Below are 14,540 nucleotides of genomic sequence, written 5' to 3'. Positions count from 1 at the left end.
ACCATGCACGACATCCGGTTCGGCGCGCACCTGATCGGTCCGGGCCACGCGCCGTTCGTCATCGCCGAGATGTCCGGCAACCACAACGGCGACCTCGACCGGGCGCTGCAGATCATCGACGCCATCGCGGAAACCGGCGCGCAGGCGGTCAAGCTGCAGACCTACCGCCCCGACACGATCACCATCGACGTCGACACCCCGGCGTTCCGGATCGGGGAGACCCACGAACTGTGGGGCGGGGAAAACCTGTACAAACTGTACGAAAAGGCCCACACGCCGTGGGAATGGCACGCGCCGCTCTTCGAACGAGCCCGTGCTCGTGGCCTGGAAATCTTCTCCAGCCCGTTCGACCCGACCGTCGTCGAGCTGCTGGAGTCCCTGGACGCGCCGGCGTACAAGATCGCGTCGTCGGAGATCGTCGACCTGCCGCTGATCGAGCTGTGCGCCCGCACGGGCAAGCCGCTGGTCATCTCGACCGGCATGGCTAACGTCGCCGAGATCGACGCCGCGGTCCGCACCGCCCGGGAAGCGGGCAACGACCAGCTGATCGTGCTCGGCTGCACGGCGAGCTACCCGGCGTCGCCGCGCGAGAGCAACCTGCGCGGCCTGCCGCTGCTGGCCGGCCTGACGCAGACGCTGGTGGGGCTGTCGGACCACACGCCGGGCATCGGCGCGCCCGTGGCCGCCGTGGCGCTGGGCGCGGTGGCGATCGAGAAGCACGTCACGCTGGCCCGCGCGGACGGCGGCGTCGACTCGGAGTTCTCGCTGGAGCCGGCGGAGCTGGCCGCGCTGGTCGCCGAGACGCACCGGGCGTGGGAGGCCCTCGGCGAGCCCGTGCTGGGCCCGCGGGAGAGCGAGAAGGAGGGGCTGCGGCTGCGCCGGTCCCTCTACGTCGTCGAGGACGTCCGCGCCGGCGACGAGGTCACCGCGGCGAACGTCCGGTCGATCCGGCCGGCGGGCGGCCTGGCCCCGGCCGAGATCACCAAGGTCGTGGGGCGCACCTTCCGCGTCGACGCCGCGAAGGGCACGCCCCTGACCTGGGACCTGATCTAGAAGAACGCGCGCACGGCGTCGACGACGCGGTCGACGTCGGCGTCCGTCAGCGCCGGGAACAGCGGCAGCGACAGCTCCTGCTCGTAGTACGCCTCGGCGTTCGGGCACAGGCCGCGGCGGTAGCCCAGGTCCTCGAAGACGGGGTGCCAGTACGCCGGGATGTAGTTGACCTGGACTCCGATGCCGGTACCGCGCAGGTGCTCGAACAGCGCCTTGCGGCGGCCTTCGAGGACCCGCAGCGGGTAGAGGTGCCACACCGGGTCGGCGCCCGGGCGGCTCGGCGGCGTCGCCACGCCGTCGACGTCGCTCAGCGCGGCGGTGTAGCGGGCGTGGATCTCGGCGCGGCGCTTCTTGAACTCCGCGAGCCGCGTGAGCTGGCTGGACCCGAGCGCGCAGAGGACGTCCGGCAGGCGGTAGTTCAGCCCGAACTCGTGGACTTCCTGGTGCCAGCCGCCTTCGTCCGGGTAGCGCTGCTCGGCGCGGTCGCGGACCAGGCCGTGGTTGCGGAACTTCCGCGCCCGGTCCAGCAGGTCTTCCCGGGGCGTCACGACGGCGCCGCCTTCGGCCGTGGTGAGGTTCTTGGTCGGGAAGAACGAGAACGTCGTCAGGTCGGCGATCGAGCCCACCGGACGGCCCTGCCAGGACCCGCCGACCGAGTGCGCCGCGTCCTCCAGCAGCAGCGCGCCCGCGTTGTGCGCGATCTTGGCGAGCGCGTCCAGCTCGGCCGGGTGGCCCGCGTAGTCGACGGCGGCGACGACCTTGGTGCGGTCGGTTACCGCGGCCTTCGCGGCCTCGACGTCGAGGTTGCCGGTGTCCGGTTCGACGTCGGCGAAGACCACCTTCGCGCCGTGCAGGGCGGCGGTCGCGGCGGTGGCGACGAACGTCATCGGCGAGGTGACGACCTCGTCGCCCGCCCTGATCCCGGCGGCCGCGTAGGCGACGTGCAGGGCGGCGGTGCCCGAGGTGACGGCTACCGCGGGTGTGCCGCCGGTGTACCCAGCGAGGTCGTTTTCGAACTGATGGACGGCGGGCCCGGTCGTCAGCCAGTCGCCACGCAGCACGTCCACGACGGCCTGGATGTCCTCTTCGCTGATCGACTGGCGGCCGTAGGGGAGGAACTCAGCCATGCTGCTCGACCAGCTCGCGCAGCTCCTCCGGGTTCAGCCAGAGGTCGTTGGTGTCCGAGCGGTAGGCGAAGCCCTCCGGCATCGGCGTCCCGCCTTCGGGCTCCTGGTAGCCCCAGCCCGCGAGGTGCGGCTGGACGACGTAGCGGTCCTCGAGCTTGACCGTCCGGCGCGCGTCGTCGGGGGCGATCATCTCCTCGTGCAGCTTCTCGCCCGGGCGGATGCCGACCTCGTGCATCTCGCTGCCCGGCGCGATCGCCTGGGCCAGGTCGACCAGCCGCATGCTCGGGATCCGCGGCACGTACAGCTCGCCGCCGTGCATCTGGTCGAACGAGTCGACGACGAACCGCACGGCCTGCGGGAGCGTGATCCAGAAGCGGGTCATCTCCTTGTGCGTGATCGGCAGCGATTCGCCCTTTTCGGCCAGCTTCCGGAAGAACGGGATGACGCTGCCCCGCGAGCCCATGACGTTGCCGTAGCGGACCACGGAGAAGCGCGTCACGTGCGCGGCCGCGTAGTGGTTGCCGCTGATGAACATCCGGTCGGCGCACAGCTTGGTGGCGCCGTAGAGGTTGATCGGGCTGGACGCCTTGTCGGTCGACAGCGCGACGACCTTCTTGACGCCGGTGTCGATCGCGGCCTCGATCACGTTCTGCGAGCCCATGACGTTGGTCTGGACGAACTCGAACGGGTTGTACTCACCGGTGTCGACCTGCTTGAGCGCGGCGGCGTGCACGACGTAGTCGACGCCGTGCATGGCGCGCTCGAGCCGCCGGCGGTCGCGGATGTCGCCGATGAACCAGCGCAGGCGCGGGTCGTCGCCGAACAGCTGGCGGGTCTCGTACTGCTTCAGCTCGTCGCGGGAGAGCACGACCAGCCGGCTCGGGTTCAGTTCGGCGAGCGCGTGCGCGATGAACGCCTTGCCGAAGGAACCGGTCCCGCCGGTGAGCAGGATGCTGGAGCCATCCAGCTCGGACATCGTTGACCTCCGCGTTTGGGGTGGGTTGCCGTCGGCCATCATGTCACCCATGCGTGGAGCGCCCGGTGTCAACGCCGTCATCCAGGCCCGGTCGAGCTCGACCAGGCTGCCCGGCAAGGTGCTGCGCCCGCTGGCCGGCCGCAGCGTGCTGGGCTGGGTGGTCCGGGCCGCCGCGGCCGCTCCCGGCGTGGACCAGGTGGTCGTCGCGACCTCCTCGGACGCCTCCGACGACGACGTCGCTCTCGAAGCCGCTCGCTGTGGTGCCGCCGTGGTCCGGGGTCCGCTCGACGACGTCCTCGAGCGGTTCGGGCTCGCGCTGCGGGAGCACCCCGCCGACGCCGTGATCAGGCTCACCGCGGACTGCCCGCTGCTGGACCCGGCGCTGATCGGCCAGCTCGCGACGCTCTGGCGCGCCCAGCCGACGCTCGACTACGTGAGCACGACGCTGGTCCGGACGCTGCCGCGTGGCTTCGACGCCGAGCTGGTGCGCGCCGACGTACTCCTGGAGCAGGTTGCTTCCGCCACCGGCGCGGACCGGGAGCACGTGACGTCGGGCATCTACTCGCAGCCGACGCGGTACGCGTGCAGCGGCGTCGTGGTGAGCCCGGCCGCCGACGACCTGCGCGTGACGCTCGACACCGCCGAGGACTGGGAGCTGCTGTCCGCGCTGGTGGCCGAGCTGGGCGACCGCGTCGGCGACTGGCGGGCCGTGGTCGCGCTGCTGCGCGCGCGGCCGGACCTGGTGGCGCTGAACGCGCACGTCGAGCAGAAGAAGGTCGGTTCGTGAGGCTGCTGCTGCGCGCGGACGCGTCGGCGTCGATCGGCGCCGGCCACATCGCGCGGATGGTCGCCTACGCCGAGCGGGCGGTGGCGCGCGGCTGGCGGGTCGCGTTCGCGGGCCGCACCGACAACGCCGAGTGGCTCGCTTCGCGCTTCGACGAGCTGGGCGTCTCGCGGGTGCCCTTCGACGCGACGGGGTTCGACGCGGTCGTCGTCGACCACTACGGCCTCGGCGACGTGCGGCCGGAGGTCAACGCGGCCGGCGCGGTGCTGGTGTCGATCGAGGACGACGTGTTCGGCCGCCGTCCCGCGGACATCGTCGTCGACTCGAGCTTCGCGCCTTCTCCCCGGCCCGACGACGGCTCGGACGTGCTGCTGCGCGGCATCGAGTACGCGCCGCTGCGGGATGTCGTGCGGGGGACCCGCCGGGCACCGTCCGGGCCGCCGCTGCACGTCACCGTCGTCCTGGGCGGCGGCGCCGAGTGGTCGGCGACGGTCGGGTTGCTGCTTCGCGCCCTTCGCGACACCGAGCAGCCGTTCGTGGTGGACGCGTTGGTGCGCGGGGAGCCTTCGGTCCCCTCTTTGCTTCCCGGGCAGTCGATCCGGGTGGCCCCGCCGAGCCCGGCGCTGCTGGACATCCTGGCGACGACCGACGTCGCCGTGAGCGCGTCCGGGGTGACGTTCGTGGAGCTGTGCTGCCTCGGCGTCCCGACGGCGGCGGTCCGGCTGGTCGACAACCAGGAGCCGGGCTACCGGGCGGCGCTCGAGCTGGGCCTGGCGGCCGGGCTCGGTCCCGCGGAGTCCCTGGCTTCGCGGCTGCCCGAGGTGACCGCGGTGCTGCGTTCGCTGCTCACCGACGCCTCGCTGCGGCGGTCGCTGTCGGCCACGGCGTCGTCCACAGTGGACGGTCTCGGGGTCGACCGGGTCCTGGATTCCCTGGCATCGAGGACCGGATCTGTCCGCGATGCTTCCTATCGTTGAAGCATGACGATCACCCCGTTCCGCATCGACGTTCCCCAGGCCGCCCTCGACGACCTCCGCACGCGCCTGGCGAACACCCGCTGGCCCGACCAGCCCGCCGGCACCGGCTGGCGGCTCGGGGCGCCGGTCGACTACGTGCGCGAGCTGGCGGAGTACTGGCGGACGGGCTTCGACTGGCGGGCGCAGGAGACGCGGCTCAACGCGTTCCCGCAGTTCACGACGACGATCGACGGGACGAACGTGCATTTCCTGCACGTGGTGTCCCCGGAGCCGGCGGCGACGCCGGTGCTGCTGACCCACGGCTGGCCGGGCTCGATCGTGGAGTTCCTGGACGTGATCGGTCCGCTCACGGACCCGCGCGCGTACGGCGGCGATCCGGCGGACGCGCTGACCCTGGTGGTCCCGTCGATCCCGGGCTACGGCTTCTCGGGCCCGACGCCGACCCCGGACTGGGGCCCGGACCGGGTGGCGCGGGCGTTCGCCTCGCTGATGACGTCGCTGGGCTACGAGCGCTTCGGCGCCCACGGCGGTGACTGGGGCGCGATCATCTCGCGCGAGCTAGCGGTCCAGTTTCCGGAGCGGCTGCTCGGCATCCACGTGACGATGCTGGCGTCCGCGGTGGTCCGCACCCCGGCCGATCTCGAGGGGCTTTCGGACCCGGAGCTGGGCAAACGGTCGCTGGAGAAGGGCCAAGCGTTCTCGGCGTCGGGCACGGGCTACGCGATGATCCAGGCGACGAAGCCGCAGACCCTGGCGTACGGCCTGCACGACTCCCCGGCGGGCCAGCTGGCGTGGATCGCGGAGAAGTTCCGCTCGTTCTCGAACACGACGGAGGACCTGATCGACCGCGACGACCTGCTGGCGGACGTGTCGATCTACTGGTTCACCGAGACGGCGAACTCATCGGCCCGGCTGTACGCGGCGCTGACCGCGGGCTGGGGCGCGCCGCCGCCGCGGAACCCGGTCCCGACGGCGGTGGCGGTGTTCCCGGACGACATCGGGCTGCCGATCAGGGAGCTGGCGGAGCGAACGGACGAGATCGTCCGCTGGACGGAGTTCCCGCGCGGCGGCCACTTCGCTGGTTTGGAGGAGCCGGACGCGCTGATCGGCGACCTGCGGGAGTTCTTCAGCTCGTTGCGCTGACGGCCGGCGCCGGTCCGGTGCTGTGAAGCCGGCGGCTGCGGTGGCGTCCTGAATGACTCATTCAGGTCTTCGGAGGTCCTGAATGACTCATTCAAGACCTCCGAGCCGGTGGCAAAACCCGCCCGAGCGAGTTGTCCACAGGGGTTGTCCACAGGCCCTCCGGTCTGTGGACAACCTCACCGCAGACGTCAGAGGTACTGACCCGTCCCCGAGATCCCCGGCCCGTGCCCCTCGTGCCCCGGCCCGGCCCCAGGTCCACCCGCCGAAGGACCGGCAGGCAGCCCCCGCCGCATCTGCTCCAGCTGGACCCGGGCCGCCATCTGCTGGGCGAACAGCGCGGTCTGTATCCCGCTGAACAACCCCTCGAGCCACCCGACCAGCTGAGCCTGCGCGATCCGCAGCTCCGCGTCCGAAGGCGTCGAGTCGTCGGTGAACGGCCGCACCAGCCGCTCCAGCTCGTCCTGCAGCTCCGGGGCCAGCGAGGCCGCCAGTTCCTTCACCGACGTCTCGTGGATCTCGCGCACGCGGTTGCGGGAAGCGTCGTCCAGCGGGGCCGCGCGGACCTCCTCGAGGAGCTGCTTGATCATCGTGCCGATCCGCATCACCTTCGCCGGCTCTTCGACGAGGTCGCCGACCGACTCGGGGTGCTCGTCCGCGCCCACCGGGGTGCCGTCCGGGCCCACGACCACCACGTGGGGTGAATGTTCCTGGCCAGCGTCACCGGCTGTGAAGTTCGGCTCGGTCATGTGCTCCATCCTGGCTTGCCTTCGACACGCTCCGCGACACCCACGGGGTGTCCGTCTCCGAGCGTAGCCGCTCCGGGTGTTCCCGGTGGCTCTCCACCCAACCCCGGGCGCACGGCGAAACCGCACGTCCGTACGGTGTCCACATGGCGTTCGACGTCGCTCGTATCCGTGGGCTCTTTCCCGCGCTGGGTGACGGCTGGATTCACTTCGACGGCGCCGCCGGAATGCTGGTACCGGAACAGGTCGCTTCGGCCGTTTCCACGGCGATGCGCGCCCCGGTGTCGGGGCCGGGCGGAGCGTTTCCGGCCTCACAACGCGCGGAAAGCATCGTGACCGCGGCCCGCCGGGCCGTGGCCGACCTGGTCGGGGCCGACCCGGCCGCCGTCGTGCTCGGGCCGAGCGCGCCGGTGATGCTGCGCCGGCTCTGCGATTCGCTCGCCGAGCGCTGGACGATCGGCGACGAGGTCGTCGTGTCGAGGCTCGACGAACAAGCCAACCTCGCGCCGTGGCAGCGCGCCGCGAAGCGCGTCGGCGCCGTCGTGCGCTGGGGCGAGATCGACATCGAAACGTGCGAGCTGCCCGCGTGGCAGTACGAGCAGCTCGTGTCCGCGCGCACCAAGGCCGTCGCGGTCACGCTCGCCTCCGGGTCCGTCGGGACGCGGCCGGACGTGCCGACGATCATCGAGTTCGCCAAGCGGGTCGGCGCGCTGGTCGTCGTCGACGCCACCTACGCCGCGCCGTTCCTGCCGCTGGACATCAACGCGCTCGGCGCCGACGTCATGGTCGTGTCCGCGCAGGCGTGGGGCGGGCCGTCGGTGGGCGCGCTCGTCTTCCGCGACCCCGAACTCATCGAGCGGATCCCGTCCGTCTCGCTCGACCCCATGGCGCGCGGCGCCGCCCGCCTCGAACTCGGCCCGCACGCCTACCCGCTGCTGGCCGGGCTGATCGCGTCGATCGACTACCTCGCGGGCCTCGACGACGCCGCCACCGGGTCGCGCCGCGAGCGCCTGGTCACCTCGCTCGGCTCGGCGAAGTCCTACCACGCCGGGCTGCTCCAGCAGCTGTCCACGGAACTGCTGTCGCTGCGGCACATCATGGTCATCGGCAACGCCATGCGCCGGATCCCCGCGCTCGCCTTCGCCGTCGCCGGCAAGAAGGCGCCCGAGGTCGCCGAGTACCTGGCTTCGCAGGGGCTGTGCGCCTTCGCCGACGACGGCACGGCCGGCGTCTTCGCGTCACTGGGCGTCGGGGAAGTGGGCGGCGCCGTGCGGATCGGGCTCGCCCACTACTCCAACGTCTTCGAAATCAACCAGCTCGTGCGGGTCCTCGAAGAACTCCGTTAAGACTTCGCCGCCAGCAGCACCTTGCCGAACACGCTGCCCTCTTCCAGGGCGCGGTGCGCGGACGCGGCTTCGGCCATCGGCACGACCTGGCCGACGATCGGCTTCACGGCACCGTCGGAAACCAGGGGCCACAGCCGTTCGCGGACGTCGGCGACGATCGCCGCCTTCTGCTCCAGCGGCCGGAACCGCAGGCCCGCCGCGAACACCGAAGCCCGCTTGCCGAGCAGCGCGCCGACGTTCAGCTCGCCCTTGACCCCGCCCTGCATGCCGATGATCACCAGGCGGCCGTCGGCGGCCAGCGCGTCGACGTTGCGGCCGAGGTAGGACGCGCCCATGTTGTCGAGGATGACGTTCGCGCCGCCCGTCTCCTTCTTGAGGACCTCGACGAAGTCGGCTTCCTTGTAGTTGATCGTGATGTCGGCGCCGAGCTGGCGGCAGCTCTCGAGCCGCTCGGCCGACCCCGCGGTGACGGCGACGGTCGCGCCCAGCGCCTTGCCGACCTGGATGGCGTGCGTGCCGATGCCGCCGGCGCCGCCGTGGACCAGCAGCACCTCGCCCTCGGTGAGCTTCGCGTGCATGACGACGTTCGCCCACACCGTGCAGGCCACCTCGGGCAGCCCGGCCGCGGCGAGCAGGTCGACCTCGCCGGGCACCGGCAGCAGCTGACCGGCCGGGACGACGACCTTCTCCGCGTAGCCGCCGCCGGAGAGCAGCGCGCAGACCTCGTCGCCGACGGTCCAGCCTTCGACGCCTTCGCCGAGCTCCGCGACGGTTCCGGAGCACTCGAGACCGAGGGTTTCGCTGGCTCCGGGCGGCGGCGGGTAGTGGCCCTGGCGCTGCAGCAGGTCGGCGCGGTTCACCGCACTCGCGGCCACTTCCAGCAGCACTTCGCCGGGGCCGGGACGCGGGTCCGCGACCTCCGTCCACTCGAGAACGTCCGGGTCACCTGGTTCACGGATGGTGATCGCGTACATGTGTCGACTGTATCCCGGTGCGCGAAGCTCCCGCCGAATGACGCATTGACGTACTTCGCATATCGCACAAAGGTGAGCAACCATGTCACTCTTCCGAAAGAGATTCCTTCCTCCGGTGGCGATCGCCGCCGGTGCGACGCTGGTGCTCGGCCTCACCCCGGCCGCCGCCGCGAACGCGGTCCCCGAAGGCCCCGCCCTGGCGAAGCAGCTCGTCAAGAAGGTCGACGTCAACGGCGTCAACCGGCACCTGATCGCCCTGCAGCGCATCGCCGACACCAACGGCGGTACGCGGGCGGCGAGCACCGCCGGCCACCAGAAGTCCGCCGAGTACATCGCCACCAAGCTCGAGGCGGCCGGCTTCCAGGTGACCCGCCAGGAGTTCCCGTTCACCTACTCGGAGACCCTGGCCGAGAAGCTGACCGCGGGCGGCGCCGACGTCCCGGTCATCGCCATGGAGTACACCGTTTCGACGCCGGTCGGCGGCATCACCGCGCCGCTCGCCGTGGTCGCGGTCGACGACACCAGCGGCTGCGAGGCCACCGACTACACCGCGGACGTCGCGGGCAAGATCGCGCTGATCAAGCGCGGTGGCTGCTCGTTCGCGCAGAAGCAGCAGACCGCCGCGGCCGCGGGGGCGGTCGGCGCCATCGTCTACAACAACACCGACGGCGCGCTGAACGGGACGCTCGGCGGCCCGGAGAACGCGAAGATCCCGACCGGCGGCGTGACGGCCGCCGCGGGCGCGCAGCTGGCGACGCTCGCCGGGCAGCCGGTGACTCTGGAGCTGCGGGCCTTCCAGGAGGCGCGGACCAGCTACAACGTCATCGCCGAGACCAAGACCGGCCGCAAGGACAACGTCGTGATGCTGGGGTCGCACCTCGACAGCGTCCCGGCTGGCCCGGGCATCAACGACAACGGCACCGGCTCGGCGGCCCTGCTCGAGACGGCGCTGCAGCTGGGGAGCAGCCCGAAGGTCAACAACGCGGTCCGCTTCGGCTTCTGGAGCGCGGAGGAGTTCGGCCTGATCGGCTCCACCTACTACGTCGACCAGCTGAGCTTCGAGCAGCAGCTCGACATCGCGCTGTACCTGAACTTCGACATGATCGGCTCGCCGAACGCCGGGTACTTCGCCTACGACGGCGACAACTCCGACGGCGTCGGCGCGGGTGCCGGCCCGTACGGCTCGGCGCAGATCGAGAAGACCTTCGTCGACTTCATGCAGGCCGCGCGGGGCGTGTCCCTCGAGGGCACCGACTTCACCGGCCGCTCGGACTACGGCGAGTTCATCGCCGTCGGCATCCCGGCGGGCGGCCTGGACACCGGCGCCGAGGTCCTGAAGACCCCGGCGCAGGCGGCGAAGTGGGGCGGCACGGCCGGCATCGCGTTCGACCCGTGCTACCACCAGGCCTGCGACAACCTGGGCAACATCGACCGGGTCGCGCTGGACCGCAACGCGGACGGTGTCGCGTGGGCCCTCGGCGTCTACGCGACGAGCACCGAGAGCATCAACGGCGTCAAGCCGGGCACGAGCAAGACGGCCAAGCAGAAGGCCGCCGAACGCGGCGCGCAGCGGAACTTCTCCGCCCGCGCCGTGGCCGGCGACCCGCACGCGCTGACGGCGTAACGACGAAAAAGGGGCCGTCCCAGCGCTGGGACGGCCCCTTCTTCGTGTCCTTAGCCCAGGTTGTTCGTCCCGAAGGTGTCGCAGCGGGCGGGTTCGCCGGTCTGGAAGCCGGTGGAGAACCACTTCTTGCGCTGCGCGGACGTGCCGTGGGTGAACTTCGAGCGGTCGACCTGGCCGCCGCCGAGCTTCTCCTGGATGTAGTCGTCGCCGATGCGGGACGCGGTGTCCAGCGCCGAGGCGATGTCGTCCTGGGTGACGTCGGTGATCAGCGGCTTGCCGCTCTCGGTCGGCGTCGTCGAGGCGTGGTTGGCCCAGACGCCGGCGTAGCAGTCGGCCTGCAGTTCGAGCCGCACCGAACCGGACGTCGGGCCGGTGCCGGTGCCCTTCTTCGACGTCCCGAGCAGGTTCTGCACGTGGTGGCCGTACTCGTGGGCCAGCACGTACGCCTCGGTGAACAGGCCGCCCTGCGCGCCGAAGCGCGTCTTCAGCTCGTCGAAGAACGAGAGGTCGATGTAGACGTCGGAGTCCGCCGGGCAGTAGAACGGCCCGGTGTCGGAGGTGGCGCTGCCGCAGCCGGTGCGCACGCCGCCGTTGAAGAACTTGGTCGGCGCCTTCTGGTACGTCGAGCCCGACCGCGCGAACTGCTGGGTCCAGTAGTCCTGGACGGAGTTCACGATCGCCACGATGGCGCAGTCGTGGTTCTTGTTGGCGTCGGCGCCGGTCTTGCACTCGCTCGCCAGCTTCGTGTTGTCGACCTGCTGGCCGGACCCGACGCTACCGAGCCCGCCGCTCAAGCCGCTCCCACTGCCGCCGCCGAGGCTGACCCCGCCGAGCTGGGAGAGCACGAAGTAGATGATCAGGCCCACCACGCCGAGCCCGCCACCGCCCAGTGCCACGCGGCCGCCGATCCCTCCGCCGCCACCACCGCCGCTACCGCGCAGGTCCTGGACTTCGGAAGCGTCCAGGCCGGCGTCGTCGTCGAACCTCACCCGCAGATATTAACGAGCCTGGGTGCGGCCGTCGCGCTGACGGCCGCACCCAGGCGTTGTACCGAGGTTCTGTTTCGTCGGGCGGTTGGCCGCATCCGGGGCCGGCGTTCAGGCGCTGCCGTCACGACTTCCGAGGCCGTGACCGGAAACAGGCCCGATCGACGCCGAATGCGTGAACGCACCGTAGAAGCCCGCGCTCGTGCTGCTCCGCAATCGCGACCGACCCGGCAGAAGTCCGTTCCGATCGCGGGGACGCAGCAAGCGGTCAACCGCGAGGATCACCCGTCACGCAACCACCTGACCTCTCCTGGCGGGGCCCCGGGCCGGCACGTCGCCGTCGTCGCGCCGCATACCTGGTCAACCGTCCGCCGACAAGCAGAATGCGCCTTTTCGGGCCGAGTCTCAACCTTTTCGTAACCCCACCTTCGGGCGATGTTGCGGTGGCGTATTCACCGGCGGACGGATCGGACTCGGCGGGCGCGGATCCTTGATCAGCGTTCTACGCTGCCTTATGACCGAGGAGCGACCTGTGCGGTGGTTGGACGAGGCCGAGATGGCGGCGTGGCGCTCCTACATCGTCGCGACGCTGCGGCTGCGGCAGCGGCTGCACCGCGAACTGACCGACCGGCACGAGGTGTCGCTGACCGACTACGAGGTGCTCGTCTGCCTCGAAGTGCAGCCCGAGCACCGGATGCGCATGTCGGAACTGGCGTCGGAGCTGGGGTCGACGAAGAGCCGGCTGTCCCACCAGATCGGTCGCCTCGAGGAGACCGGCCTGGTCCGGCGGGCACGCGACCCGGAGGACAAGCGCGGCGTCATCACGGAGCTGACCGAAGACGGCATGGCCCTGCTGAAGACGGCCGCGCCGACCCACGTGGAAGGCGTCCGCGAGCACCTGATCGACCTGCTGAGCCCGCACGAGCAGGCCACGTTCGCGGCGTCGTTCGAGCGCGTGCTGGACCACCTGAAGGAAACCGAAAGCTGAGCCCGGGCGCGGCCGGCGCCCGGGCTCTCAGTGCGGTAGCGGTGGGATTCGAACCCACGGAGAGGTTGCCCCCTCGCATGTTTTCAAGACATGTTCCTTCGGCCGCTCGGACACGCTACCCCTGCCCACGAGGGTAGCCGACGGAGTCCGCCGCCTCGTCAGGGCAACCGCGGCGGCCGCGCCGGCGTGCTCATCGCATGACAACACCGGGCGTGCTCCGGGGCGCGGTCGCGGCAGCCTCGCTGGCGGTCATGCTGGGCTCCCTGCTCGCGGCCATGATCATCGGCGGCACGCTCAAGGACCGGTCCGGCTCGCTGGTGGCCACCGCGACCGTGGAGCGGGTCGTCGACCGGACCACGGCGGTCGCGCGCGTCGACGAACCGGGCGGTCCCCGGTACCGGGACGTGCAGATCAGCCGGGCCTACCCGCACGGCGCGCGCATCGAGGTCCGCTACCGGCCCCACGACGAGGAGCCCGCGGCCGAGACCACGGGCGAGCTGCGCATCCCCGGCCCGTGGATCTTCGGGGTCTGCGCGGCGGGGTTCCTGGCCGGCAACGTCGGGCTGCGGCTGGCGATCCGGCGGGCTAAGCCCAGCTCAGCGTGAGCGCCGCGCCCTGCGCACGGCCCGCTTCGGCGGCCGGCGTCCGCGTCGACGGGTCCAAGGGGTTCTCGCCCATCGCCGCGACCGAGGCTTCGTCCGGCGTGATCAGCGCGACCTCCGCGCCCGCCGCGCGCAGCTCGTCCAGCACCGCGGGCAGCGGTTTCTCCATCGGCAGCGGCGAATCCGGGCCCATCGGCGAAATCACCGTGACGCGGGTGAAGCCCGTCGCGTAGTCGGCGTTCTCGCCGGACCGGACGCCGCCGTCGACGTAGTGGCGGCCGTCGATCGTCACCGCCGGCCAGACGCCCGGGACCGCGCAGCTCGCCGCCACCGCGTCGACCAGGGGCACGCCGGACGCGCGGTCGAAGCGGCGGGGTTCGCCGGTTTCCGCGTCCACCGCCACGATCACCAGGCGCTGCGCCGGCCACTCGTGCACCGGCAGCCGCGCTTCGATCACCGCGCGCCGGTCGGCTTCGGGCACCGTTTCGGCCGCCAGCGCCAGCCGCCCGACCGCGCGCCGGATCTCGGCGGGGTCCGTCGTGCCGGTGACCGCGCCGCCGAAGTCGGCCGCGAACTTCTCGAAGTCGATGTCGGCCGGGATCTCCGGCGCCTGCAGCGCCGGGTCGGCCTGGCGGGCGAACAGCTCGGCCGGCGGGAGCCCGCTGGTCACCTGCGCGGCGACCGCCGACCCCGCCGACGTCCCGACGATGAGATCGGCGCCGGTGAGGTCCTGCCCGTGCTCGGCGAGCCCGGTCAGCAGCCCCGTCGTCCACGCGATCCCGGCGACCCCGCCGCCGCCCAGCACCAACGCCTGTCCGCCCATGCCGACACCCTATCGGCGCCGGATCAGGCCTGGCGCAAGGCTTTCGCCGCGATCCGGGCCTGGACCTCGGGGCGCCGCAACGGCGGCACGGTCGCCGGTGGCTGACGGCGTTCGGGCAGCTGCTCCAGCAGCCGCGTGGTGATCGCGGTGATCTCGGCGACCGCGGCTTCGAAGGGCTCGCGCGTGGCGTCCGAAAGCGACTGCACGCCGGTCACCTTGCGGACGTACTGGCGGGCCGCGGCCTCGATCTCCTCGCCCGTCGCGGCCGGCTGGAGCCCCCGGAGGGTGGTGATGTTTCGGCACATGCCGCCCAGGGTACGACTCTTCGGACGCCTCGATCACACGGTCGGGTAGGCCCGGCCCCAGCTCGTTGACGCCCGAACCGCCGCTTGGG

The 14,540-nt window shown here is 71.6% G+C and carries 15 protein-coding genes and 1 tRNA gene; 8 read left to right on the top strand and 8 right to left on the bottom strand.

Annotated elements, in window-relative coordinates; translation table 11 throughout:
- Positions 1–3: 3 nt before the first annotated feature.
- Complete coding sequence (pseI, locus tag H4696_RS32510) at positions 4–1,053, top strand: pseudaminic acid synthase (RefSeq protein ID WP_086864292.1); 1,050 nt, start codon at positions 4–6, stop codon at positions 1,051–1,053.
- Here the strand turns inward: pseI and pseC are convergent.
- The gene (gene pseC / locus H4696_RS32505) at positions 1,050–2,180 is read right to left on the bottom strand and encodes a UDP-4-amino-4,6-dideoxy-N-acetyl-beta-L-altrosamine transaminase (RefSeq protein ID WP_086864291.1); all 1,131 of its coding nucleotides are present in this window, start codon (positions 2,178–2,180) and stop codon (positions 1,050–1,052) included. The genes pseI and pseC overlap by 4 nt on opposite strands.
- The gene (pseB, locus tag H4696_RS32500; protein ID WP_086864290.1) at positions 2,173–3,156 is read right to left on the bottom strand and encodes a UDP-N-acetylglucosamine 4,6-dehydratase (inverting); all 984 of its coding nucleotides are present in this window, start codon (positions 3,154–3,156) and stop codon (positions 2,173–2,175) included. Before pseB ends, pseC begins: the two co-directional genes overlap by 8 nt.
- 40 nt (positions 3,157–3,196) lie before the next feature.
- Between pseB and H4696_RS32495 the strand changes: the two genes are divergently transcribed.
- Genes H4696_RS32495 through H4696_RS32485 form a run of 3 tightly spaced genes read left to right on the top strand, consistent with a single transcriptional unit; the run spans position 3,197 to position 6,060 of the window.
- Positions 3,197–3,943 (top strand): cytidylyltransferase domain-containing protein, encoded by a 747-nt coding sequence (locus H4696_RS32495; RefSeq protein ID WP_169735158.1) that lies wholly within the window; start codon positions 3,197–3,199, stop codon positions 3,941–3,943.
- The gene (locus H4696_RS32490) at positions 3,940–4,917 is read left to right on the top strand and encodes a spore coat protein (protein WP_192782657.1); all 978 of its coding nucleotides are present in this window, start codon (positions 3,940–3,942) and stop codon (positions 4,915–4,917) included. Before H4696_RS32495 ends, H4696_RS32490 begins: the two co-directional genes overlap by 4 nt.
- Before the next feature lie 3 nt (positions 4,918–4,920).
- Positions 4,921–6,060, top strand: a complete 1,140-nt coding sequence (locus tag H4696_RS32485) for an epoxide hydrolase family protein (RefSeq protein WP_086864288.1) — start codon at positions 4,921–4,923, stop codon at positions 6,058–6,060.
- Between the two features lie 188 nt (positions 6,061–6,248).
- Here H4696_RS32485 and H4696_RS32480 read toward each other — a convergent pair whose 3' ends face one another.
- Positions 6,249–6,815: a bacterial proteasome activator family protein gene (locus H4696_RS32480; protein ID WP_086864287.1), complete on the bottom strand. Its 567-nt coding sequence runs from the start codon at positions 6,813–6,815 to the stop codon at positions 6,249–6,251.
- Positions 6,816–6,949: 134 nt separating this feature from the next.
- Between H4696_RS32480 and H4696_RS32475 the strand changes: the two genes are divergently transcribed.
- Complete coding sequence (locus H4696_RS32475) at positions 6,950–8,149, top strand: cysteine desulfurase-like protein (protein ID WP_086864286.1); 1,200 nt, start codon at positions 6,950–6,952, stop codon at positions 8,147–8,149.
- Here the strand turns inward: H4696_RS32475 and H4696_RS32470 are convergent.
- Positions 8,146–9,123 (bottom strand): NAD(P)H-quinone oxidoreductase, encoded by a 978-nt coding sequence (locus H4696_RS32470; RefSeq protein WP_086864285.1) that lies wholly within the window; start codon positions 9,121–9,123, stop codon positions 8,146–8,148. The genes H4696_RS32475 and H4696_RS32470 overlap by 4 nt on opposite strands.
- A gap of 82 nt (positions 9,124–9,205) precedes the next feature.
- On the opposite strand from H4696_RS32470, the gene H4696_RS32465 reads away from it, so the two are divergent.
- Complete coding sequence (locus tag H4696_RS32465) at positions 9,206–10,747, top strand: M28 family metallopeptidase (protein WP_192782656.1); 1,542 nt, start codon at positions 9,206–9,208, stop codon at positions 10,745–10,747.
- A gap of 50 nt (positions 10,748–10,797) precedes the next feature.
- Here the strand turns inward: H4696_RS32465 and ypfJ are convergent, their stop codons facing one another.
- The gene (gene ypfJ, locus H4696_RS32460; RefSeq protein ID WP_086864284.1) at positions 10,798–11,736 is read right to left on the bottom strand and encodes a KPN_02809 family neutral zinc metallopeptidase; all 939 of its coding nucleotides are present in this window, start codon (positions 11,734–11,736) and stop codon (positions 10,798–10,800) included.
- A gap of 511 nt (positions 11,737–12,247) precedes the next feature.
- Here ypfJ and H4696_RS32455 point away from each other — a divergent pair.
- Positions 12,248–12,721, top strand: coding sequence for a MarR family winged helix-turn-helix transcriptional regulator (locus tag H4696_RS32455; RefSeq protein WP_192782655.1), 474 nt, complete (start codon positions 12,248–12,250; stop codon positions 12,719–12,721).
- A 33-nt stretch (positions 12,722–12,754) separates the two neighbouring features.
- On the opposite strand, the gene H4696_RS32450 is transcribed toward H4696_RS32455, so the two are convergent.
- Positions 12,755–12,841, bottom strand: a tRNA-Ser gene (locus H4696_RS32450).
- A 77-nt stretch (positions 12,842–12,918) separates the two neighbouring features.
- Between H4696_RS32450 and H4696_RS32445 the strand changes: the two genes are divergently transcribed.
- Positions 12,919–13,326: a hypothetical protein gene (locus H4696_RS32445; RefSeq protein ID WP_143265363.1), complete on the top strand. Its 408-nt coding sequence runs from the start codon at positions 12,919–12,921 to the stop codon at positions 13,324–13,326.
- Here the strand turns inward: H4696_RS32445 and H4696_RS32440 are convergent.
- Both H4696_RS32440 and H4696_RS32435 read right to left on the bottom strand, forming a co-directional pair.
- Positions 13,307–14,146: a patatin-like phospholipase family protein gene (locus tag H4696_RS32440; RefSeq protein ID WP_169735157.1), complete on the bottom strand. Its 840-nt coding sequence runs from the start codon at positions 14,144–14,146 to the stop codon at positions 13,307–13,309. The two genes, H4696_RS32445 and H4696_RS32440, sit on opposite strands and share 20 nt — an antisense overlap.
- A gap of 23 nt (positions 14,147–14,169) precedes the next feature.
- Positions 14,170–14,451 (bottom strand): DUF2277 domain-containing protein, encoded by a 282-nt coding sequence (locus tag H4696_RS32435; protein WP_086864281.1) that lies wholly within the window; start codon positions 14,449–14,451, stop codon positions 14,170–14,172.
- Between the last annotated feature and the right edge of the window lie 89 nt (positions 14,452–14,540).

Source organism: Amycolatopsis lexingtonensis, from assembly GCF_014873755.1.
In the GTDB taxonomy this organism is placed as follows: domain Bacteria; phylum Actinomycetota; class Actinomycetes; order Mycobacteriales; family Pseudonocardiaceae; genus Amycolatopsis; species Amycolatopsis lexingtonensis.
Note: the sequence above shows the minus strand (reverse complement) of the source record. Positions and strands in the feature narration are given on the sequence as shown.